The sequence below is a fragment of the Chromobacterium alticapitis genome (assembly GCF_002924365.1).
Classification (GTDB): domain Bacteria; phylum Pseudomonadota; class Gammaproteobacteria; order Burkholderiales; family Chromobacteriaceae; genus Chromobacterium; species Chromobacterium alticapitis.
Window position 1 is genome coordinate 1 of sequence record NZ_PQWB01000011.1, and the last position, 21,400, is coordinate 21,400.

Consider the following 21,400-nt stretch of genomic DNA (forward strand, 5'->3'; position numbering starts at 1 on the left):
AGCCGGCAAACGATATTCAACGGCGACGACCACCGTTTGAACAACTGGCCCAAGGTATTGCCCGGCGTGGTGGCCTGGGCGCGCGCGCCATTGTCCAGCCTGTCTTGACGCGGCGTTCAAGCCTCCACGCTTGTCGCCGGCGGAAGGGGGCGGCACACTGAGCGATCACTTTGCGAGGAGTCGGCCATGAGTCAGAGAATCGTTTTCGCCGCGACCGGCGGCCCGGATGTGCTGCGGCTGGAAGAGGTCGAGATCGGCAGTCCCAAGCCGGGCGAAGTCCATGTGCGCCACGCCGCGATCGGCGTCAACTTCATCGACACCTACCATCGCGGCGGGCTGTATCCGCTGGCCCTGCCCAGCGGACTGGGCAGCGAAGCGGCCGGCGTGGTGGAGGCGGTGGGCGAAGGCGTAAGCGGTTTGCGGCCGGGTGACCGCGTGGCCTATGCCGGCGGGCCGCTGGGCGCTTATTCGACCGACAGGCTGATCGCCGCCGAGCATCTGGTCAAATTGCCGGACGGCATCGCGGACGAAACCGCAGCCTGCGCCATGCTGCAGGGCATGACCGTCGAATACCTGGTGCAGCGGACTTTCCCGGTGCAGCCAGGCCAAACCGTGCTCTGGCACGCCGCCGCCGGCGGGGTGGGGCAGATCGCGCTGCAGTGGCTGTCGGCGATGGGCGTCCACGTCATCGCCACCGTAGGCACGGCCGCCAAGGCCGAAATCGCGCGCCGGCTCGGCGCCGCGCATGTGATCAACTACCGCGAGGAAGACGTCGCGGCGCGGGTGCGCGAAATCACCGGCGGCAAAGGCGTGCCGGTGGTGTTCGACTCGGTGGGCAAAGACACGTTCGAAGCCTCGCTGGACAGCCTGGCGCCGCGCGGCATGATGGTGACCTTCGGCAACGCTTCCGGCCCGGTGCCGGCAGTGGCGCCGCTGGATCTGACCCGCCGCGGCTCGCTGTTCCTGACCCGGCCCCGGCTCGGCGATTACATCGCCAGCCGCGCCGAGCTGGAAGCCTCGGCAGCCGCCTTGTTCCGCCGCTTGCAGGACGGCACGATACGGCTCTCGCCGTCGCAGCGCTACCCGCTGGCCGAAGCCGCCCAGGCCCATATCGACCTGGAAGCGCGCCGCACCACCGGCTCCATCATTCTGCAACCCTGAGCCGCGCCTTCATTCCCCCAGCAACAGCGGTGGCGGGCAGCCGCGCCGCCGCTCGCCGGCGCAGGCCTCGTCCTGGGGATCGCATTCGGCGCGGCTTCGGCCGCAGACCGGCGCCGGCAAACGCTCATCCACGCAACGGCGCCGCGCCGCGCCGCTCTCTCCCTCGCAGGATGTCTGCGCGGCCACCAGGGCGACGCAGCGTTTGGCGTCGCGCTGACGGTGGCAAAGCAATGAGGGTGTGTAGTCGGCCAGGCAGGCGCGCCGGCGAGAGGCGTCAAGATCCTGGCAGGCGCTCAAGCCCTGGCGGTAGAGCAGGCAGCGCTGCGGCGCAATGGCGCGGCCGCAGTCTTCGTCGGCGGCCAGCGCCGCCTGGTTGAAGGCAAAGGCCAGCAACAGGCCCAAACCACCCCGCAGCCAGCTCCGCCATCTGGATTTCCCCTGATGCTTCATCACGGCGTCCTTTCCCGTCGGACGACAATCCGCCGCCCATCCCAATGGGCGGACGGCGGTTCTTGTTGCCCGATCAAGGTCTTGAGCTTGAACAGGCTCTTATTCGGACGGCTTCTCTTCCAGCTCCTGCCTATGTCTATCCTGCCAAAAATTGGGCTTGCTGGGTATGGTTTGCGGATGGCCGTCCGGCGGCGGCAACAGGCGGCGGCGCGCCGGATCGGCGCCGACGTCGCCATTGCGCGCGGCCTCCCGCAGCTGCAAGGCCTGCAGCCTGCGGTTATCGCGGCAACTGCGGCCTTCGTCGCAATTGGCCTTGCGTTGTATCTGGCTCCAGACCACCCTGTCGCGTTGCGGCGCCATTTTCGGAGGGCGCGCCCATGCCGCCTGTTGCGCCAACAGGCTGCCGCTCAGCAGTAGGATCAGATATCGCTTCATAATCGCCATTTTACCCTGCCCTCGACAAGTTGGAATCAACCATGCCGCCGACATTTCGCCCGACAAGAACCATTCCCGCTCATGCAGGAGGCAAAGCGAGGCATATCATGCCGATATGACCCGCCGCAAAGGCCTGTATTTATTTCTCCATGTCAGGATAAACGCAAGCATTTGCTCAGACATCAGCTCTGCCCGCACAATTGTTAAGGACTGTAGCCCGGCGGGCGGGCTTAACATCTGTAAAAAAAAGCCGCGCCTGCTCCGGCGCGCCTGCGCTTAAGCTGCCAAGCAGAACACTCAAGGAACAGCATATGGAACACAATAAAATCCTGGTCGTGGACGACGACGCCAAGCTGCGCGAATTGCTGACTCGCTATCTGACCCAGCAGGGCTACAGCGTGGAAACGCTGCCGGACCCGAAGGAGCTGGACCGCAAGCTGGCGCGCAACCGTCCCGACCTGATCGTACTCGACGTAATGATGCCCGGCGAAGACGGGCTGGCCGTGGTGCGCCGGCTGCGCGCCCAGGGCGAGACGCTGCCCGTCATCATGCTGACGGCGCGCGGAGAAGACATCGACCGCATCCTGGGCCTAGAAATGGGCGCCGACGACTATCTGCCCAAGCCGTTCAACCCGCGCGAGTTGACCGCGCGCATCCAGTCCGTGCTGCGTCGCCATCACACCACGCCGGCGCTGGCCGCCCAGCACAATGCCGACGATGTGATCGAGTTCGGCGAATTCACCCTGAACCTGGGCCAACGCGAACTGCGCCGCGCCGGCCACCCCGTGGCGCTGACCAGCGCGGAATTCGCCGTGCTGTCGGTGCTGGTCAGCCACCCGCGCCGGCCGCTGACCCGCGAGCAGCTGATGGAGCTGGCGCTGGGCAAGGGCAACGGCGAATCGCTGGACCGCAGCATAGACGTGCACATTTCCCGTCTGCGCAAGGCGCTGGAAAACGGCGACAGCCCGCTGCGCTACATCCAGACCGTATGGGGCTACGGCTATGTGTTCGTCCCGGACGGCTCGCCCAGGGAGTAAGTCTTGATACGCAAGCTGTTCGGCTCGCTGTTCTTCCGGCTGGCGCTGCTAGTGGTGACCGTGGTGATCGCCACCCAGCTCTTCACCATCTCGCTGGCCAACAACGAGCGCCACAAACTGCTGGAGCGCCAGCTGTACATCCAGGTGCTGGACACGCTGTCCTTCCTGGAAGACTCGATGACCGGCATGAGCAACGAGGAAAAACAGGCCTTCCTGGACAATTACAACCGTCCCGGCCTGCCCAGCCTGCTGCCGTTCAACGCCGACCACGGCCAGAGCTTCGCCAAGGAACTGCCCAAGATAGGCTCCATGCTGGCGCAGCGCTTGTCGCACGATCTGAACGAGCCCATCCAGGCCCATTACGCGCTGCGCGACGACCACTCCGAGCTGTGGGTGCATGTGCATGTGCTGGACCAGCCGTATTGGCTGGTCATCCCGTTCGGCCGCTACCGCGACCGCATGATAGGCACCATGCTGCAGGCCTCGCTGCTGGCGGCGCTGTTCGCCACCGCGCTGGCCTCGCTGTTCGCCTGGCGCATCACCAGGCCGATCAGCCGGGTGGTGCAGGCCAGCCGCCAGCTGGCCGGCGGCGCCATGCCGCAACGCGTGCCGGAAACCGGTCCGCGCGAAGTGCAGCTGCTGGCGCATAACTTCAACGGCATGGCGCTGGCCCTGGACAACGCGGCGCGCGAACGCAGGCTGATGCTGGCCGGCCTGTCGCACGATCTGCGCACGCCGCTGACCCGGCTGAAGCTGACGCTGGAGTTGCAGGAAGCCAGCAACGACCAGCACGACATGCTGTCCGACATCGACGAGTTGTCGCGCATCGTGCGCCAGTTCATCGACTTCGCCCGCGCCGAGGAGTGCAACCAGATGGTGCCGGTGGCGCTGGCCGACCTGGCCGCCAGCGTGGTGGCGCGCTTCCGCCGCGAAGGCATGGACGTGAGGCTGGACATCCGCGGCGAGCCGGAACTGCAGGCCGACGCACTGGCGCTGGAGCGGCTGCTCAGCAATCTGCTGGAAAACGCCCGCCGCTACGGCCAGCCGCCGGTGCGGGTGCGGCTGGAGAAACGCGAAGGCGAAGCGGTGCTGGCGGTGATAGACCACGGCAAAGGCATACCCGCCTCGCTGCGCGAAACGGCGCTGGCGCCGTTCGAACGGCTGGCCGAGCACCGCGGCACAGACGGCGGCAGCGGCCTGGGCCTCGCCATCGTCTCGCGCGTGGTCAAACAGCATGGCGGCGAACTGGAGTTGTCCGACACCGAAGACGGCGCCTTCCAGGTTGCCATCCGCCTGCCACTGGGCGACGCGCTCAGCGAAAACGCAGCATCATCCACAAGCCGGCCAGGCTGAGTCCCAGCCCGGCCAGCCGGCCCGCCGACACGGGCTCGCGAAACAGCCAGATGCCTATGGGCAGCAATAGCGCGGTGGTCAGCACATTGGTGCTGAGCGCCGCGTAGCCCAGATTCCAGCCGGCTCGATAGGCCAGCAGGAACCCCACCTCGATGCCCACTATGCCCAGCGCCACCCCCAGACTGCTCCAGTTCAAAGCGGTCAGGCCGCGCTGGCCGCCGGGCAGCCACCACAGGCCGAACAGGCACAACGCCATCGCCACGCCATAGCTGACCGCCAGCGCGAAGAACGGATTGGCCTCCCGCGGCACCTGTTTGATCGCCAAGTGATAGACGACGGCGCCCGCCACCGTCAGCAGCATCGATATGAAAAACATGCGGCGCCCTCCTTGAAACGCTTGAATCGGTCCATGCTAAACGATCGCGCCAGCTATATGTAGACTGCCAATATTGGCAACAGTTATAAAATAATCATATGAGCAATGACATCGACACCGCCCTGTTGCGCGCGCTGGCAGCGGCCGCTCGCCTGGGCAGCATCAACCGCGCCGCGGCCGAGCTGGGCCGCAGCCAGCCGGCGCTGAGCCTGCAGTTGCGCAAGCTGGAACAGCATTGCGGCCAAACGCTGCTGCTGCGTTCGCCGCGCGGCGTCGCGCTGACTGCGGCCGGCCGGGCCTTGCTGCCCTTCGCCGAGCGCATCGTCGGCTTGGCTGACCAGATGCTGCCCGCCGCGCCGGGCCTGGAGCCGCAACGCTGCCGCGTCGGCCTGATCGAGGATGTGGTCAGCCTCCCGCTGCCGCGCGTGCTGGCCGATTGCGCCACCGCCCATCCCGGGCTGCGGCTGGAGGTCAAGGTGGCGTCGGGCGGCGAGCTCGGCGCGGCCTACGACCGCGGCGAGCTGGATTTGCTGGTCTCCACCACGGCGTACGGCGGGCAGAATCCGGCGCCGGCCTGGTCCTTGCAATGCGCGCTGCCCTGGCTGGCGGCGGACGGCCGATGTTTGGACGAGGAGGCGTTGCCGCTGGTCTTGTTCGCCGCGCCCTGCGGCTGGCGCGACGCCATGCTGCAAGCCTTGCGCTTGGCCGGACGCCGCTACCGGGTAGCGTTCGAGAGCGCCAGCCTGCTGGCGGTGCAGGCGGCCCTGCAAGCTGGCCTGGGCGTGGGCGCCTTGTTGCCCGGCATGGCCGGCGGCGCGCTCAGGCCGCTGCCGCCGGGCAGCCTGCCGGATCTGCCGCCAGTTTCGCTGGCGCTGTACCGCAAGCCGGGGCGCGCCGAAGACGCCTCCCTGGATAGGTTGAGCCGCCTGTTCTTCCGCGAGTTGAGCCTGCTGGCCGGCTAGCGCCGCCGGCCCAGCGCCAGCACGCCGGCCAGAATCAGCGCCGCCCCCAGCGCCATGACGGCGCTCACCGCCTCGCCGAGGAACAGCGCGCCCCACAACACGCCGAACACCGGCACCAGATAGGTCACGGCGCTGGCGCGGGTGGCGCCCAGCCGATCTATCAGCCGAAAGTAAATCAGATACGCCGCCGCAGTGCACAAGACGGCCAGCAGCAATGCCGCCATCCAAGCCTTGGGCGCGACGGCATTCGCCGGCCAGCTCCACCACGCCAGCGGCAGCATCAGCGCCGCCGCGCTGCACAGTCCGCCGCAGGCCGTCACCAAGGGCGGCAAGCCTGGCAGCCAGCGCTTGGCCATGTGGCCAGCCCAGCCGTAGCTGGCTGTCGCGCCCAACATGGCCAGCGCCGGCGCGCCGGACTGGATGCCGAAGCGGGCGCCATGGCCGAACAGCAGGACCAGCACGCCGGCCAATCCAAGCGCCAGCCCGGCCAAACGCGGCGCGGACAGCCGCTCGCCGGCCAAGGGCCAGGCCCACAGCGCCGTCATCAGCGGCGTGGTGGCGTTCAGCACCGAGGCCATGCCGGCCGGCAAGGACAGCTGCGCCCAGGCGATCAGGCAAAACGGGAAGGCCGTGAGCAAAATCCCGACCGCGGCGATGCGCGGCCAATGGGCGCGCCACAGGCCGAACTGGCCGCGCCAGGCCAGCATCGGCAGCAATAGGCAGGACGCCAGCCCCACGCGCACAGCGATCAACGCCAGCGGCCCGAAGGCCGGCACGGCCACGCGCATGAACAGGAAGGAGCCGCCCCACAGCGCAGCCAGCAAGATCAGCAGGCCGAGCTCGCGCCTCAAGCCGTCCATGCCGCCAGCGCCTCGCCGGCCAGGCTGGCGCTTTCCCAGCCGATCAGGTCCAATTTGCGCGCTTCGCCCCAGCGGTATTGGCCCACGGCGCCCTCGGCGCGTATCACCCGGTGGCAGGGAATCAGCCAGCCCACGGGGTTGGCGCCCACCGCGCCGCCCACGGCCCGCGCCGCGCTTGGCCTGCCCATGCTCGCCGCCAGCTGGCCGTAGCTGACCAGGCCGCCGTAGGGCACGGCCAGCAAGGCGCGCCATACCTGGATCTGGAAGTTACTGCCTTGCACCCGCAAGGCCAGCGGCGCGCCGCCGCGTTCCGACAAGGGGTCGAACAAGCGCTGGCACACATCCCGCCCCTGGCCCGCCCGCCAGCGCAACGCGGCATGCGGCCATTGATCGCGCAGCCAGGCTTCGCCGGCCCCCTCGTCGGCGACGAACTGCAGCGCGCAAATCCCGCGCTCGGTGCGCGCCAGCAAAGCCGGGCCGAAACGGCTGGGCTCCACGCTCCAGTCAATCTCCAGGCCCGCGCCGCCGCGCTGATACTCGCCCGGCGTCATCGCCTCCAGCGTGACGAACAGATCGTGCAAGCGTCCGCCGCCGGACAGACCCAGCTCATGCGACAGCGACAACACCGGCGCGCCCGCGGCCAAGCGCGCCTTGGCCGCCTCGCAGGTCAGCTGCTGGATGAAACGCTTGGGGCTGACGCCGGCCCATTGCGTGAACAGGCGCTGCAGCCGCGATTCGGACAGATGCAGCGCGGCGGCCAGATCGGCCAGCTGCGGCTGCTCGGCGGCGTGCGCCACCAGATAGCGGATGGCGTCTCGCACGCGGCCGTAATCGCGGCTGTTTTCCGCGTCTGCAGGCAGAAGGGCTTCCATTTCAATCTTCCCGGTTCAGCCGCAAGGCATAGCAACCATGAGCAGGAAAACGCAGCATGGCGAAGGCAATGTCGGCGCGCGCCTCCCATTGCTCCAAGCGCGTTTGAATATGAGCAAGCGGCAGAATAGCCGCCTCTATGATCGCTTGTTCGGCATCATAAGCGCGCAGCGCCATCTGCTGAGCGAGATAGCCTCCATCCTCGCCCAGCAAGGTTTCCAGCGTGGGCAAGGCGCCCGCGCCCGATGCCGCGCCGACAAACACCGGTCCGCATTCCTTGTACGGTCCGCTCTGACGAAAGGGGCTGTAGCTCGCCAATAGCAAAGCCTCCCCGGGCCGCGCGCGGCGCAAGCCATCGCGCAGCGGCTCGCCGCCCTGCGCCGCCACGCGCCTTACCGGCTGGCCCTGGGCATCGACGCCGCGCGTCCGCGCCGCCGCCGCAAATGCCTCGTCCAACGTTTCCATCCGCCACGCCATCGCCTTCTCCTTCGGAGGTGTCATGATGCCCGAAGTCTAGGAAGGCGGCCGCGCGGCGGCGACCCGATTCTTGCCGAAATCAGCCGGTATACAGCAGCGAATACTGGATTTCCGACAAGGCCTTGGGCACGCGGATAAAGTACAAGGGCACGCCCAGGAGCCGCGCCAGGTGGGAGGTGGAAAACAGGCCACACAGCTCGTGGTGTCCGTTGACCGGGTTCACCTCCACCACCAGCGCGTGCTGCCGTCCCAGATGCTTCATGGTGGCGACCAGCTGGCCCACATTGGCCGATGCCACATCCTCCAGCCGCAGCGCGTCAAGCCGGTCGCGCGGCGTCATCACATCGGACACCTGGATGTCGGCGTGATGCTTGCCGTGTTCCTTCATGCACTGAATGGGCCGCTCTCCCAAGAGATCCACCGCGGTGACGATGCCGAGCAGGCCGCCCTCCATATCATGCACGAACAAGAGGCGGATGCCGTGGCTGATCATGCGCTGGTGGGCCTCGCGCAGACCGGCGTCGCCGCGGATGCCTATCGGATTGACCAGGCGCAGGTCGGTCATCACGCTCAGCGCCGGGCTGTTCATGCCGATAGGCGGATGGGGGCGCTGCTCCAGTTGCACCAGATCGGTGGTGCGTGGCAGAGTCAAGGTGGGCAGAGCTTGATATTCGGTGGCCATGACGGTTCCTCGCAGGGCTGATTCGAAAAGCGAATCGGGCCGGCCCGCCCGTCGCGGCCAACCCTCATTTCAAGGTAGCGGAAAAGCGGGCGAACAAGCGGAAACTTTCCGTACCTAGTCGCCTGTTTTTCCATGTTTGTTTGAAATCCGAGAGAAACCATGAAGCATAAACACTGGATGCCCAAGCCTGCGGCCCGCTTGCGCCTGGGCGCGGCCGCCCTGTTGTTGCTATGCGCCGCCACCGCGCGCGCCGATGGCTGGAACTACCCGGGCTGGCGCGACGACGCCGCCACTCGCGTCAAGGCCCTGGCGCTGCTGCAATCGGTCAATGCCGCGCTATTGAGCAACCCCAGCGCCACCCGCACGCTGCAGCAATGGTGCGAGGCGCACCATCTGGCGGCCGAGCCCCGCATCCGCGCGCTGCGCGACGCCACCCTGCGCAAGCCGGCCGACGCCGAGATCCGCGCCCAGCTGCAAGTGGGGCCCGACGAGCAAGTGGGCTATCGCCGCGTGCAACTGGCCTGCGGCGAACGCGTGCTGTCCGAGGCCGACAACTGGTATGTGCCGTCGCGGCTGACGGCTGAGATGAACAAGCTGCTGGACACCAGCGACACGCCCTTCGGCACCGCCGTGCGCGCGCTGAATTTCACGCGCCGCACTGAAAGCGCGCGGCTGCTGTGGTCGCCTTTGCCTGCCGGCTGGGAAACTCGGCCGCTGCCGGCCGCCGCGGGCCAGACGGGACTGGATATTCCGGAACGGGTGCTGCAACACCGCGCGCTGCTGTACAAGGACGGCGGCGTGCCGTTCAGCCTGGTGGTCGAGACCTATCGCCGCGAGCTGTTCGCCTTCCCGCTGACCCCGTCAGCCCAGCCGTAAACGACAAAGCCGCCTGCTCCACGAGACAGGCGGCTTGCTTTGGGCAACGGCGGCGCGCTTAAGCCGCCGGTTCCAACGTCGATTGGATCACCTTCAGCATCCGCTCGCTCGCGCCGCGGTGGGCGTCGCGGAAACGCGCCGCGCCCTGCCGCATCGCCTCCGCCGCGGCCGGATCGGCCAGCAAGGACAGGGCCTCGCTCACCATTGCCCCGGCGTCCGCCACCTGGCGGCCGGCGCCGGCGGCCAGAGAATCCGCCGCCGCCTGCTGAAAATTGAACACCGAGGGGCCGAACAAGGCCGGCACGCCCATCAGCGCCGGCTCTATCAGATTCTGGCAGCCGAAGGGCAGCAGGCTGCCGCCGATAAAGGCGACGTCGCAGGCGCCCAGGTAGGCGAACATCTCGCCCATGCTGTCGCCCAGCCAGACCCGAGTATCCGCCTCCACCGCAGCGCCGTCGCCGCGGCGCTGCGGCTTGAGACCGCGCTCGGCGGCAAGCCGGGCCGCCTCATCCCAGCGTTCCGGATGGCGCGGCACCAACGCCAGCAGCGTGTCGCCGACGGCGGCGCCGGCCGCCAGCCAGGCATCCAGAATCAAGGCCTCCTCGCCCTCGCGCGTGCTGGCGCACAGCAGCACCGGCCGCCGTCCTATGCGCGCGCGGAAGGCGTCGGCCAGATGACGCTGCGCTTGCGGAATCTCGATATCATATTTGCTGCTGCCGCAAATCACGACATGCTCCGCGCCCAATTGCCGTAAACGATCGGCATCTTGCGCCGTTTGTGCGGCTATTGCAGTCAATTCCCGCACAGCAGGGCGAACCAGCCCCAATACTTTGCGGTAGCCATTCAGTGATTTTTCCGACAATCTGGCATTGGCCAAAATCAGCGGCACGCCCTGATCGGCGGCGGCATGAATCAAATTAGGCCAGATCTCGGTTTCCATCAGCACGCCGCAGCGCGGCCGGTAGACGCGCAGGAAATCGGCGACGGCGCGCGGATAGTCGTAAGGCAGATAGCGCACTTCGGCATCCGGATACAGCTGCTCCGCGGTGGCGCGGCCCGTCGGCGTCATCTGCGTCAGCAGCAGCGGCGCATCCGGCCATTGCCGGCGGATGGCCGCCACCAACGGCTGGGCGGCACGGGTTTCGCCCACCGATACCGCGTGTATCCAGATCGCGCCCGCAGCCTTGGGCGACAGCGCCTGGCCGAAGCGTTCGTCCCAATGCTCCAGATACGCCGGCGCCTTGCGCGCCCGCTTTTTCAGATAGCGGCGGATCAGCGGCGTCAGCGCGCGCCACAGGCCGCTGTACAGCGCGCGCCGCCAGCTCATGCCCAGTCCCGCCGCGAGCGCAACGCCGCCATCACCTCGTCCACCGACGGGCACTGGCCGATATTGCCCAGATTGGTCGCCCACGGCGTTTCCACCACGCCTGTCTGCTGCGGATCGGTATCGGTGTAAATGGCTGCCACCGGCACGTTCAAAGCATTGGCCAGGTGCACCAGGCCGGTATCGACGCCTATCACCGCGCTGGCATGGCCCAGCAGGCCGGCGGCCTCGATCAGGCCTATCCTGGGCGCCACCACCGCGGCCGGCAGCCGCGCCGCCAGCCGCTCGGCGCGTGCCTTCTCGCGCTCATTCCCCCAAGGTAGCACCGTCACCAGGTCATGGCGGCCGGACAGCTCCCGGCCCAGCGCGACCCAACTCTCTTCCGGCCATTCCTTGGACGCGCGGCTGGTGGCGTGCAGCAGCACGGCGTAACGGCCAGACAGCATCCAGGCCGGCCGCTCGCCGGGACGGATGCCGAATTGCGGCGGACCTTCCGGCACATAGCCGAAGCAGAGACCGAACAGCCGGCGGTTGCGCTCTATGGCCGACAACTGCCGCGAAACCGTGTGTTTCTTGTCGTAGAACAGGCTGGCCAGCGACTCGCGGGCGCTGGACCAATCCAATCCGGCCAAGGGCGCGCGGGTCCAGCGGGCGGGGATGGCGCTCTTGATCAAACCCTGGCTGTCCAGCACCAGATCGTAGCGGGCCTCGCGCAGCTGCTGCCGCAAAACGCGCAATTCGCGCCAGGCCGACGGCTGCAGCAGGCGCTTGCGCCAACTGCGCCAGCGCAGGGTCATCACCTCCGCCACCTGAGGGTGCAGGCGAGCGATATCGGCGAAGCTTTCCTCGGCCAGCCAGCTCAAGCGGATATTGGGGTAGTGCGTCATCAGCTCGGTGACGGCCGGCCAAGTGTGGATAAGGTCGCCCATCGACGAGGTGCGCACAATCAGCACATTCATCATGGCGCGCATTGTACCCGAGCGGGGCTGTGGTTAACCAAGGAAAATCCCTCTACATTAGTTGTGGATAAGCGGCTGTGAATAATTTTCCGCCAATTTATCCACAACTTGCACCATCGTTGCGCGCTGCAATAATCCAATGCCTATCAACAGGACAAAGCTATGAATCATTTAGTTTTTTCCTAATTATCCACAAAAAAATCGATCTTCATTAGTTTCATCATTTTATAGTTGCGTTAAAGAAAAGTCGGGAGGACTGAAGTCTTTGCACGCAAAAAAAACCGCTCACAGGCGGAAAGGCAAAACGGCTTGCTACGATGTGGACAAGTCGATGTCTGCAACAATGTGAAAACTTATCCACAACTCGTCACCGGCAGACCCTCCGGCTAAGCAACAGTTTTTGATGGATCAAAAGCATTTGTATTTAAAGGGAAAAACACAGTTATCCACAGACAATAGAGGCCTTCTACCAGTATCTTCATTTTTTAAATGGGAAAACATATAACAGACATGTAGCGTGGTTTGCCTGGCTTCCCTCCGGCAAAAACACTGGAAAACCCAGTCTGCAGAAACGAGCAAGACAGGCGGCTCAAAGTCTTGTGGACATGCATGGCTGACAAGCGCAAGGCTGATAGCCTCCACCTATCGTGGAAAAGTTATCCACGAAACCACAGGCTGGCTGACCCTTCTAACACTGGAAAATCGTCGTACTGGCGAGGGCTAGCAATGCTGATTTCTGAAAATTATCCTTATATATCAAATATATGCATGCAATCCACAACCGCATGGCCTGGCTCGGACTGACTCAGCGCTTTTGATCAGGGTTGTCTCGGCACGCAAATTCGCTCCGTGTAAGCCATCTTGGAAAACGGACAACCTGGCTTGAATCCAGATGTGGAAAACTTGGGTTTGGCTGCGCAGTCTGAATGGGACATGACGTTTGATTCTCTTTTCAGCGTTCCGTTAGCATGTGGATTTCCCTGTGAGCCAAACGCATGAAGCCTCCAATCCTGATCCGCTTGATGACGGACGCCGACATCGCCGCCGTGGCCAAGCTTTGCGGCGACCTGGACTACCCGACCACCCCTGAGCAACTGATGCCGCGTTACGCCGCAGTGAGGGCCTTTCCAGGCAATGAGATTTGGGTAGCGGAATGGAATGGTCAGGTAGTGGGCTGGGCGCATGGCCATGGCGGCCATTTGCTGGAGGGGAGCAGCTATGTCGAGATCGGCGGCATTGTGGTGGATCCCGCCAGCCGCGGCTTGGGCATAGGCCGTTTGCTGTTGCGGGCATGCGAACAGTGGGCGCATGAGCAGGGCTATGCGCGCATCCGGCTGCGTTCCGGCATTCAGCGCGTGGCCGCGCATGATTTCTACCGCCGCATCGGCTACCAGCAGAAAAATACAAGCATCACTTTCGCGCTCGACCTGCCGCGGGGGGAGTGAGCGTTCAAACTTATCCACAAGCTTTCGGACGATATCGCATGCAGATCCGCTTTCCCGCGCCTTTGCGCCCCGGCGACGCCATCGCCGTCACCGCTTTTTCCTCAGGCGTCCACCCGCAGCTGCACGGCCGGCTGGACGAGGCCCTGGACACGCTGCGCGGACGCGGCTACCGCGTGGTGGAGGGCGCCTGCCTGCGCGAAGAGAAACACGATGCCAGCGCGCCCGCCGCGGCGCGGCTGGCCGACTTCGAACGTTTCCTGTCGGACCCCGATATCCGCGCCATCCTGCCGCCTTGGGGCGGCGAGCGGGCGATCGAGCTGTTGCCGGGCCTGGATTTTTCCGCGCTGGCCAAGCTGCCGCCCAAATGGCTGGCGGGCTTTTCCGATGTGTCCACCTTGATGACGCCGCTGACGCTGCTATCGGGCTGGGCCACGCTGCATGGCCCCAATCTGATGGATCTGCCGCTGCGGGAACGGGCGTTCGGCAATGAAGCGCTGCTGGCGGCCATGGAAACCGGCAAGCCGCCAGCGCAGGATCAGCACGATTGCTACTGGAGCTGGAACGAGCCGGGCAGACAGTTCGCCAACCGCGTCCGGATGTTGGACGGCGGGAGCGGGAAAATGGAAGGAAGGCTGATAGGCGGCTGCCTGGACGTGCTGGTTTCGCTGCAGGGCACGCCGTATTTCGATCTGGCGGCGTTCAAGCGCGAACCGGCCATCCTGTACCTGGAAAACTGCGAACTCGCGCCCTGCGCCGTTTTAAGGGCCCTGGCGGGCCTCAGGCTGTCCGGGACGTTGGATGGCCTATCCGGGCTGGTGTTGGGCCGCAGCGGCGCTCAAAACGCCGCTGACGGGCAGGCATTGCGCTATGAGGACGCTGTTCGGGCCGCGCTGGACGGTTTGCCGTATCCGATCGTGATCGATGCCGACATCGGCCACGTGCCGCCGCAATGGAGCCTGCTGAACGGCGCCTGGGCGATTTTGGAGCTATGGGGCGAGGGCAGGGCGAGGCTGAGCCAGCGGCTGGTGTCGTAGGGCGGAAGCCCGGCTGGCCGGGCGTTCCGCCTATGCCGAGTCTTGGAGACGCCGGGCCGATTAGCGTATGGACGGCAAAACGCTTTGTCGGTAGCCGCTGGCAGATCGCCCCTGCGGGACATCTGCCCTACCGCTATCTCTCCGCAACGGAAGCTTCACAGCGCCATGCGGTAAAACACCACGCGTTCGGTTTCCTCGAACCCCAGGGCCAGATGGGCGGCTTGGGCCGCGGCGTTGTCCAGCGCGGTATCGGAAGCCAATTCCACGCAGCCGTGTTGGCGCGCCCATTCGCGGGCGGCATGCATTAATCGCGCGGCGACGCCGCCGCGTCTGTGCTCGGGCGCGACGTAAAGGCCTTCGACGAAGGCGACCGGCGAACTTTCGGTGCCGTTGACATAATCGTTGCGTAGCGCAATCTCAATTAGGCCGCAGGGACCGCTTGGCGCATCGATGGCGAGGAAAGCCGCGCAGCGGTCCGGCTGGCCCAGTTGCTCGGCGATTTCCCGCTGGTGTCGGTCCATGGGGCAATGCGGCCACAGCGCGGCGCGCAAGCGCAGCCAGTCTGCAGCGCGCGAGGGGGAGGAGGGGACGATGAGGACTGGCGGCGAACGGTTTTCCATGACGGCTCCGGCAAGCGTGTGGGTCTAGGCTGGAGGACGGCGGCAGGCAGGCAAAGTTTCCGGATGCTTAGATCGATTCGAACTCGGGCTGCGGCAGGTGGCGGCGCAGCACCAGGATTTTGTCCACCCGGGTCTTGTCCATGTCCACCACCTCGAAGCTGAAGCCATTCCATTCGAAGCGGTCGGTCACGCCTGGAATGCGGCCCAGTTGGTACATCATCACGCCGCCCAAGGTGTGGACGTTGCCGCTGGCTTCGCCCGGCAGCGCCGCGTCTTCGTCCAGCTCGAAAAACTCGCGGAATTGGTCCGGCGACACCATGCCGTCTACTAGCCAACTACCATCTTCGCGCTGCACGATCTCGTCATCTTCGGCTCCAATGGCCGGCATATCGCCGACGATGGCTTCCATGACGTTATTGATCGATACCAGGCCCGCCAGCTCGCCATACTCGTCCACCACCAGCGCGCTATGGCTGCGCGCCTGCTTGAATTGCTCCAATAATTGCATCAAGGAAGAAGTGGCCGGCACATACAGCGGCGGGGCGAGATCGGCTTCGAAATCGGCCGGCTGGCCCTGCAGCAGACGGTCCAGCAGCCGCTTGGCGTTCAGTATGCCTATGACTTGGTCGGTGTCGCCGCGGCAGACCGGGAAGTGGCTGAACGGGTAGCGCAGCAAGGTTTCCCGATTGCGTTCAGCCCCGTCTTCCAGGTCCAGGATGACCACGTCCTTGCGCGGCGTCATCACCGAGGCCACTTTGCGGTCGTCCAGGCGGAAGATGTTCTCCACCAGTTCCTGCTCGGCGCGGTCGAACACGCCTTCGTCGGCGCCCTGTTCCATCAGGGTGCGGATTTCGTCCTCGGTGATGGACGGCTCGTCGCTCTTCTTGGCGCCCAATAACCGCAGCAGGCCGTCGGTGACGCGGCTGAACACCTGCACCAGCGGCGCGCTGGCGCGCGACAGCAACAGCATGGGACGCGCCAGCGCCATCGCCACCCGTTCCGGGTTCAGCAGCGCCAGCCGCTTGGGCACCAGTTCGCCCAGGATCAGCGACAGAGTGGTGATGAACAGCACCATCAGCGCCACCGACAGCGGCTTGCTGTACGGCGCCAGTAGCGGCACGTCCAGCAGCGCGCTGCGGAGATGCTCGGACAGCGCTGCCTCGCCGTAGACGCCGGACAGGATGCTGATCGAAGTGATGCCGATCTGGACGGTGGACAGGAAACGGGTGGGTTCGGAAGCCAGCACCAGCGCGGCGCGCGCCCCCCGGTGGCCATCGTCGGCCTTTTGTTGCAATCGGACTTTGCGGGAAGAGACGATGGCGATTTCGGCCATCGCGAATACGGCGTTCAGCAGCACCAGGCCGAGCAGCAGCAGAATTTCCACGATGAAGAAAGGGGAGTTGCGGAGCTACTAGCTTAGGGCAAGCTGTCCGCCGCGCAAAGCGCCGCGGCGGACAGCGGGGTCAGAACAGGCTGTTCTGGAGGGCGGCGGGGGCCCAGCGCACCGGCTGGCGGCCGCGGGCGACCAGCCAGGCGTTGACCTGGGAGAAGTGGCGGCAGCCGTGGAAGCCGCGGCTGGCGGAGAGCGGCGACGGGTGGGCCGCGGTCAGCACCAGATGGCGGCCGGCGTCGATGCGCTCGGCCTTGGTCTGCGCCCAGTTGCCCCATAGCAGGAAGACGCAGCCGGGATTCTGCGCGTTGACGGCATCGATCAGCGCGTCGCTGACCGCCTGCCAGCCCAGCTTGCCGTGGCTGCCGGCCTTGTCGCGCTCCACCGTGAATACGCTGTTGAGCAGCAGCACGCCTTGTTGCGCCCAGTGGCTGAGATCGCCGCCGGCCGGGATGCCCAGGCCCAGGTCGGCCGCCAGCTCCTTGTAGATGTTGCGCAGGGACGGCGGCACGCGCACGCCCTCCGGCACCGAGAACGACAGGCCCATGGCCTCGCCGTCGCCGTGGTAGGGGTCCTGGCCCAGGATCACCACCTTGACGTCGGCCGGCGCGACGAAGCTCAGCGCATTGAACACTTGCGGCTGCGGCGGGAACAGGGTCTTGCCGGCCGCGCTCTGCTGGCCAAGCTCGCGGTCTATGCCCGCCAGTTTTGAGGCGATGGCGGGCTGGCGCAACACGGCTTCCCAGTCCGGGTGGACGCGGGCCAGGGCGGGGGAGAGATAAGTCAGAGAGGACATGGCGTTTCTTTGCGGCGGGTAAGACGGAGCAAAAACCTTAGAGACGCGGCGGCGCGTTTCGTTCCAAGCAAAACACCGCCCGCAGGCGGTGTCAGCTAGGGTGTCCCCCCCGTAAGGGCGACGCGCCAGCAAGATCTCAATAGCGGGCGACCGCCGGGTCCACCTGAACGGACCAGGCGTCTATGCCGCCTTGCAGATTGATCACGTCGTCAAAGCCGGCGTTCTGCAGGAACAGCGCCACCTGGGCGCTGCGCATGCCGTGGTGGCAGACGGCGACGATGGTGGCGTCGTCCGGCAGTTCGCTCATCCGGATGGGAATCAGATTCATCGGGATGTGCACGCTGCCTTCGATATGCGCGAGCTGGTATTCCCAACCTTCGCGCACGTCCAGCAGCAGCGGGCGCTTGGCCTGCGGGTCCGCCAGCTGGGCGGCGAGGGCGGGGGCGGTGATTTCGCGCAGCATGATCAGAAGCTGAAGCGGGCCGGTTCGACGGCTTCGAACTTTTTGAGACGTTCGATGCAGGTTTCGAACAGCGTGGTTTCGCGGAAGCTGGTGTCGGTCTCGCGCTGGATCAGCTTGCAGCCCATCACCGGCAAATCGCCCGCCACCATGATCAGGCGGCCGCCCACGGCCAGCTGGTCCTTCAGTTCCTGCGGGACGACAGGCAAGGAACCGCCGACGACGATCACGTCGTAAGGCGCTTGCTGCGGCAGGCCCAGCACGCCGTCGCCTTCCACCAGGGTGACATTGGCGATGCCGGCTTTCTTCAGATGCGCGGCGGCGCGGTCCTTCTGCGACGGATCGATTTCCACGCTCACGACGTGCTTGCCCAGCTTGGCCAGCAGCGCGGTCAGGTAGCCGCTGCCGGTGCCGATTTCCAGAATCTTGTCGCCGGACTGGATCAGGGCGTCCTGGGCCAGGCGCGCTTCCATTTTAGGTTGCAGCATCTTGCTGCCGTTGGGCAGCGGCAGCTCGGTGTCGACGAAGGCCAGTTGGCGCTGATTGTCGGACACGAAGTCCTCGCGTTTCACGTGGAACAGCAGGTCCAGAATGGTTGTGTCCAGGACATCCCACGGGCGAATCTGTTGTTCGACCATGTTGAAACGGTTTTTTTCGAAATCCATCAACTTACACTCCGGTGGCTGGGAGTCCGCCGGCGGCGGCAAGACTCTGGTCATGACGATAACTTGCGATTATCCCATATTTGCCTTACCTTCACACGGCATCGCTAGGGGTCCTGCGCCTGGCGTTCAGCGTAGATGGCTGCCAAAGTGTAGGACATCGGGCTGAAACACGGCGCGGGTGAGAAATACCCTTGGAACCTGACCCGGATAATACCGGCGTAGGGAAGCGTCACCTGCCCGCCATGGCCCAGCCATACCCGCAGCCGGCTCCGCCGGATCGCTCCTTGCGCCGCTTCATCGTTTTTGGAGACTCGCCCGATGAACGCGCCCGTAAACAAGCAGATGGTGGTGGACGCCGCCGCCATTCAGCCTTTGCCCAACTCCCGCAAGATTTATGTCGCCGGCAGCCGCCCGGACATTCAAGTGCCGATGCGCGAGATCCGCCAGGCCGATACGCCGACGCAGTTCGGCGGCGAGCAGAACCCCCCTATCTATGTCTACGACACCAGCGGCCCGTACAGCGATCCGGCCGCGCAAATCGATATCCAGAGCGGCCTCGCGCCCTTGCGCGCCGCCTGGATCGCCGAGCGCGGCGACTGCGAGCAGTTGAATGGCCTGTCCAGCGAATACGGCCGCGCCCGCGAGGCCGATCCCAAGCTTGCCGAGCTGCGCTTCAATCTGCAGCGCAAACCGCGCCGCGCCAAGGCTGGCCGCAACGTCAGCCAGATGCACTATGCCCGGCAAGGCATCATCACGCCGGAGATGGAGTTCGTCGCGATACGAGAAAACCTGAACCGCCGCGCCTATGTGGCAGCGTTGCAAGCCACCGGCAACCAGCGACTGCTGGAGCTGATGACGCGTCAGCACAAGGGGCAGAGCTTCGGCGCCAATTTGCCGGAGGAGATCACGCCGGAATTCGTGCGCCAGGAAGTGGCCGCCGGCCGCGCCATCATTCCGGCCAATATCAATCACCCGGAATCCGAGCCTATGATCATAGGCCGCAATTTTCTGGTGAAAATAAACGGCAATATCGGCAATAGCGCGGTAACGTCGTCCATTTCCGAAGAAGTAGACAAGATGACCTGGGGCATCCGCTGGGGCGCCGACACCATCATGGACCTGTCCACCGGCAAGAACATCCACGAAACGCGCGAGTGGATTCTGCGCAACAGCCCGGTGCCCATCGGCACCGTGCCGATTTACCAGGCGCTGGAAAAGGTGAACGGCAAGGCCGAGGACCTGACCTGGGAAATCTTCAAGGACACGCTGATCGAGCAGGCCGAGCAGGGCGTGGACTATTTCACCATCCACGCCGGCGTGCGCCTGGCCTATGTGCCGATGACCGCCAACCGCATGACGGGCATCGTCAGCCGCGGCGGCTCCATCATGGCCAAGTGGTGCCTGGCGCATCACCAGGAAAACTTCCTCTACACCCACTTCGAGGACATCTGCGAAATCATGAAGGCCTACGATGTGGCCTTCAGCCTGGGGGACGGCCTGCGGCCGGGCAGCGCCTGGGACGCCAACGACGACGCGCAGCTCGGCGAATTGAAAACCCTGGGCGAGCTGACCGAGATCGCCTGGAAGCACGATGTGCAGGTGATGATAGAAGGCCCCGGCCACGTGCCGATGCAGCTGATCAAGGAAAACATGGACAAGGAGCTGGAATGGTGCCGCGAAGCGCCGTTCTACACTCTCGGACCGCTGACCACCGACATCGCTCCGGGCTACGACCACATCACCTCGGCGATCGGCGCCGCGCAGATCGGCTGGTACGGCACCGCCATGCTGTGCTACGTGACGCAGAAGGAACACCTGGGCCTGCCGAACAAGAACGACGTCAAGGAAGGCATCATCACCTATAAGCTGGCGGCGCACGCGGCCGACCTGGCCAAGGGTCATCCCGGCGCGCAGATCCGCGACAACGCGCTGTCCAAAGCGCGCTTCGAATTCCGCTGGGAAGACCAGTTCAATCTGGGCCTGGATCCGGATAAGGCGCGCGACTTCCACGACGAAACGCTGCCGAAAGACAGCGCCAAGGTGGCGCACTTCTGCAGCATGTGCGGCCCGCACTTCTGTTCGATGAAAATCACCCAGGATGTGCGCGACTTCGCCGCCAAGCAAGGCTTGAACGAGCAGGATGCCTTGCGCAAAGGCATGCAGGAAAAATCCATCGAGTTCGTCAAAGGCGGCGGCAAGCTGTACGACAAGGTCTGATGTTGCAGAGGCGAAACAACGGCGGGGCTGCCCGCCGTTTTTTATGCCTGCCGTATCGGCAAGCGGTCTAGGATGAGCGTATCCCCCAGCACAGGAGCCTGCGATGGACACCAGCAATCACCAGTTGCCCGGCCTGTTTCGCCAACTGGGCCTGGCCGACGAACCGGCGGCGATGCGCGCCTTTATCGCCAGCCATCCGCTGCCGCCGGGCGCCAGCCTGGCCGAGGCGCCGTTCTGGAGCGCCGCGCAAGCCTCTTTCTTGCGGCAGGCGTTGGAGTGCGACGCAGAATGGAGCGAGGCGGTGGATGAATTGGCCGTGCTGCTGCAGCAAGGCGAATCTTAGTAGTTGTGGATAAAAGTCGGAAAGGGCGGCAGCTTGTGGATAAGCTGCCGCCCTTTCGCGTTTGCGCCGCTCAAGCGGCGATATAGACCCAGGCGCGCTCGCCGGTGTCGAGCAAGGCTTCCACGCGCTGGTAATCGTCTACTTCGTAGCGGTCCGCCTGCGCCAATTCCTCGTCGCTGATGTCGAACACGCTGCCGGCGACGCGGTCTTGCGGATTTGCGCTCGGGCGGACGATGGGATGGTGGGTCTTGCCGCTGGCGCGCACCACCTCGGCATCGCGGATTTCCAGCATGTCCTGCTTGAAGCCGACTAATTGCGCCGGCCGGCCACGCAGCAGGCGGCCGAAGGTGGAAAGCTGCACATTGTCTTGTTGCAAGGTGCCGTACGAGAACAGTTGGGGCATGGTTTGAGTCCTGTTGTGTTTGGGATGCGGCGGCTGGCTCCCTCTCCCCTGGCTCTTCTCCTGGGGAGAGGGGAATGCTCTACTGCTTGGCTTTATTACGGGTTCCTGACGACCAGCCCGCGCTACGGGTTTAAAACAAGGCTGGCGCCATCTGGCTTGGTTTGCGCCACGCCTTGCCGCAGGGAAACTCCTCTCCCCTTGCGGG

At 65.2% G+C, this 21,400-nt stretch carries 24 protein-coding genes and 1 riboswitch; of the genes, 9 read left to right on the forward strand and 15 right to left on the reverse strand.

Going from position 1 to position 21,400, the window contains the following annotated elements; all coding sequences use genetic code 11:
- The first annotated feature begins 186 nt into the window (after window positions 1-186).
- The gene (locus tag C2I19_RS02270) at window positions 187-1,161 is read left to right on the forward strand and encodes a quinone oxidoreductase family protein (RefSeq protein ID WP_103901098.1); all 975 of its coding nucleotides are present in this window, start codon (window positions 187-189) and stop codon (window positions 1,159-1,161) included.
- Window positions 1,162-1,170: 9 nt separating this feature from the next.
- Here the strand turns inward: C2I19_RS02270 and C2I19_RS02275 are convergent, their stop codons facing one another.
- The gene (locus C2I19_RS02275) at window positions 1,171-1,611 is read right to left on the reverse strand and encodes a hypothetical protein (protein WP_146056728.1); all 441 of its coding nucleotides are present in this window, start codon (window positions 1,609-1,611) and stop codon (window positions 1,171-1,173) included.
- Window positions 1,612-1,710: 99 nt separating this feature from the next.
- A complete protein-coding gene (locus C2I19_RS02280; protein ID WP_103901100.1) occupies window positions 1,711-2,046 on the reverse strand; it encodes a hypothetical protein in 336 nt (111 codons plus the stop codon).
- 311 nt (window positions 2,047-2,357) lie between these two features.
- Here C2I19_RS02280 and ompR point away from each other — a divergent pair, with 311 nt between their 5' ends.
- Window positions 2,358-3,083 (forward strand): osmolarity response regulator transcription factor OmpR, encoded by a 726-nt coding sequence (gene ompR / locus C2I19_RS02285; protein ID WP_103901101.1) that lies wholly within the window; start codon window positions 2,358-2,360, stop codon window positions 3,081-3,083.
- A gap of 3 nt (window positions 3,084-3,086) precedes the next feature.
- Window positions 3,087-4,436: an ATP-binding protein gene (locus C2I19_RS02290; protein ID WP_233201073.1), complete on the forward strand. Its 1,350-nt coding sequence runs from the start codon at window positions 3,087-3,089 to the stop codon at window positions 4,434-4,436.
- Here the strand turns inward: C2I19_RS02290 and C2I19_RS02295 are convergent.
- Window positions 4,396-4,812: an EamA family transporter gene (locus C2I19_RS02295; protein ID WP_103901102.1), complete on the reverse strand. Its 417-nt coding sequence runs from the start codon at window positions 4,810-4,812 to the stop codon at window positions 4,396-4,398. The genes C2I19_RS02290 and C2I19_RS02295 overlap by 41 nt on opposite strands.
- A 98-nt stretch (window positions 4,813-4,910) precedes the next feature.
- Here C2I19_RS02295 and C2I19_RS02300 point away from each other — a divergent pair, with 98 nt between their 5' ends.
- Complete coding sequence (locus C2I19_RS02300; RefSeq protein WP_103901103.1) at window positions 4,911-5,774, forward strand: LysR family transcriptional regulator; 864 nt, start codon at window positions 4,911-4,913, stop codon at window positions 5,772-5,774.
- On the opposite strand, the gene C2I19_RS02305 is transcribed toward C2I19_RS02300, so the two are convergent.
- The 4 genes from C2I19_RS02305 to C2I19_RS02320 form a co-directional block, all read right to left on the reverse strand.
- Window positions 5,771-6,634 carry a DMT family transporter gene (locus C2I19_RS02305; protein WP_103901104.1) on the reverse strand — a complete coding sequence of 288 codons (864 nt, stop codon included), beginning with the start codon at window positions 6,632-6,634 and terminating at the stop codon, window positions 5,771-5,773. The genes C2I19_RS02300 and C2I19_RS02305 overlap by 4 nt on opposite strands.
- Entirely contained in the window at window positions 6,622-7,506 is an 885-nt protein-coding gene (locus tag C2I19_RS02310; RefSeq protein ID WP_103901105.1) for a methylated-DNA--[protein]-cysteine S-methyltransferase, read from the reverse strand. Before C2I19_RS02310 ends, C2I19_RS02305 begins: the two co-directional genes overlap by 13 nt.
- 1 nt (window position 7,507) lies before the next feature.
- Window positions 7,508-7,981: a DUF1203 domain-containing protein gene (locus C2I19_RS02315; protein WP_103901106.1), complete on the reverse strand. Its 474-nt coding sequence runs from the start codon at window positions 7,979-7,981 to the stop codon at window positions 7,508-7,510.
- 79 nt (window positions 7,982-8,060) lie between these two features.
- Window positions 8,061-8,663 (reverse strand): CBS domain-containing protein, encoded by a 603-nt coding sequence (locus C2I19_RS02320; RefSeq protein ID WP_103901107.1) that lies wholly within the window; start codon window positions 8,661-8,663, stop codon window positions 8,061-8,063.
- A gap of 159 nt (window positions 8,664-8,822) precedes the next feature.
- Here C2I19_RS02320 and C2I19_RS02325 point away from each other — a divergent pair, with 159 nt between their 5' ends.
- Entirely contained in the window at window positions 8,823-9,539 is a 717-nt protein-coding gene (locus C2I19_RS02325) for a chorismate--pyruvate lyase family protein (RefSeq protein WP_233201074.1), read from the forward strand.
- A gap of 58 nt (window positions 9,540-9,597) precedes the next feature.
- Here the strand turns inward: C2I19_RS02325 and waaA are convergent, their stop codons facing one another.
- Both waaA and waaC read right to left on the reverse strand, forming a co-directional pair.
- A complete protein-coding gene (gene waaA, locus C2I19_RS02330; RefSeq protein ID WP_103901108.1) occupies window positions 9,598-10,866 on the reverse strand; it encodes a lipid IV(A) 3-deoxy-D-manno-octulosonic acid transferase in 1,269 nt (422 codons plus the stop codon).
- Window positions 10,863-11,822, reverse strand: coding sequence for a lipopolysaccharide heptosyltransferase I (gene waaC, locus C2I19_RS02335; RefSeq protein ID WP_199181056.1), 960 nt, complete (start codon window positions 11,820-11,822; stop codon window positions 10,863-10,865). Before waaC ends, waaA begins: the two co-directional genes overlap by 4 nt.
- A gap of 995 nt (window positions 11,823-12,817) precedes the next feature.
- Between waaC and C2I19_RS02340 the strand changes: the two genes are divergently transcribed.
- Both C2I19_RS02340 and C2I19_RS02345 read left to right on the forward strand, forming a co-directional pair.
- Entirely contained in the window at window positions 12,818-13,267 is a 450-nt protein-coding gene (locus tag C2I19_RS02340; protein WP_199181050.1) for a GNAT family N-acetyltransferase, read from the forward strand.
- A gap of 38 nt (window positions 13,268-13,305) precedes the next feature.
- Window positions 13,306-14,301, forward strand: coding sequence for a S66 family peptidase (locus C2I19_RS02345; RefSeq protein WP_103901109.1), 996 nt, complete (start codon window positions 13,306-13,308; stop codon window positions 14,299-14,301).
- 155 nt (window positions 14,302-14,456) lie between these two features.
- Here C2I19_RS02345 and aac(6') read toward each other — a convergent pair whose 3' ends face one another.
- From aac(6') to C2I19_RS02370, 5 genes are all read right to left on the reverse strand, one after another.
- Window positions 14,457-14,921 (reverse strand): aminoglycoside 6'-N-acetyltransferase, encoded by a 465-nt coding sequence (gene aac(6') / locus C2I19_RS02350; protein WP_103901110.1) that lies wholly within the window; start codon window positions 14,919-14,921, stop codon window positions 14,457-14,459.
- A 67-nt stretch (window positions 14,922-14,988) separates the two neighbouring features.
- On the reverse strand, window positions 14,989-16,305 hold the full coding sequence (locus C2I19_RS02355) for a hemolysin family protein (protein WP_199181051.1): 1,317 nt from the start codon (window positions 16,303-16,305) through the stop codon (window positions 14,989-14,991).
- Window positions 16,306-16,384: 79 nt separating this feature from the next.
- Window positions 16,385-17,107 carry a uracil-DNA glycosylase gene (locus C2I19_RS02360; RefSeq protein WP_103901112.1) on the reverse strand — a complete coding sequence of 241 codons (723 nt, stop codon included), beginning with the start codon at window positions 17,105-17,107 and terminating at the stop codon, window positions 16,385-16,387.
- Window positions 17,108-17,243: 136 nt separating this feature from the next.
- Window positions 17,244-17,570 carry a rhodanese-like domain-containing protein gene (locus C2I19_RS02365; protein ID WP_103901113.1) on the reverse strand — a complete coding sequence of 109 codons (327 nt, stop codon included), beginning with the start codon at window positions 17,568-17,570 and terminating at the stop codon, window positions 17,244-17,246.
- Window positions 17,571-17,572: 2 nt separating this feature from the next.
- Window positions 17,573-18,232 carry a protein-L-isoaspartate O-methyltransferase family protein gene (locus tag C2I19_RS02370; protein ID WP_103901114.1) on the reverse strand — a complete coding sequence of 220 codons (660 nt, stop codon included), beginning with the start codon at window positions 18,230-18,232 and terminating at the stop codon, window positions 17,573-17,575.
- A 96-nt stretch (window positions 18,233-18,328) separates the two neighbouring features.
- A riboswitch (TPP riboswitch) is annotated at window positions 18,329-18,474 on the forward strand.
- Between the two features lie 100 nt (window positions 18,475-18,574).
- On the opposite strand from C2I19_RS02370, the gene thiC reads away from it, so the two are divergent.
- Both thiC and C2I19_RS02380 read left to right on the forward strand, forming a co-directional pair.
- A complete protein-coding gene (gene thiC / locus C2I19_RS02375; protein ID WP_439647038.1) occupies window positions 18,575-20,449 on the forward strand; it encodes a phosphomethylpyrimidine synthase ThiC in 1,875 nt (624 codons plus the stop codon).
- A 103-nt stretch (window positions 20,450-20,552) separates the two neighbouring features.
- Window positions 20,553-20,792 (forward strand): DUF2789 domain-containing protein, encoded by a 240-nt coding sequence (locus C2I19_RS02380; protein ID WP_103901116.1) that lies wholly within the window; start codon window positions 20,553-20,555, stop codon window positions 20,790-20,792.
- A 70-nt stretch (window positions 20,793-20,862) separates the two neighbouring features.
- Here the strand turns inward: C2I19_RS02380 and C2I19_RS02385 are convergent, their stop codons facing one another.
- Complete coding sequence (locus C2I19_RS02385) at window positions 20,863-21,195, reverse strand: gamma-glutamylcyclotransferase family protein (RefSeq protein WP_103901117.1); 333 nt, start codon at window positions 21,193-21,195, stop codon at window positions 20,863-20,865.
- Window positions 21,196-21,400: the final 205 nt, after the last annotated feature.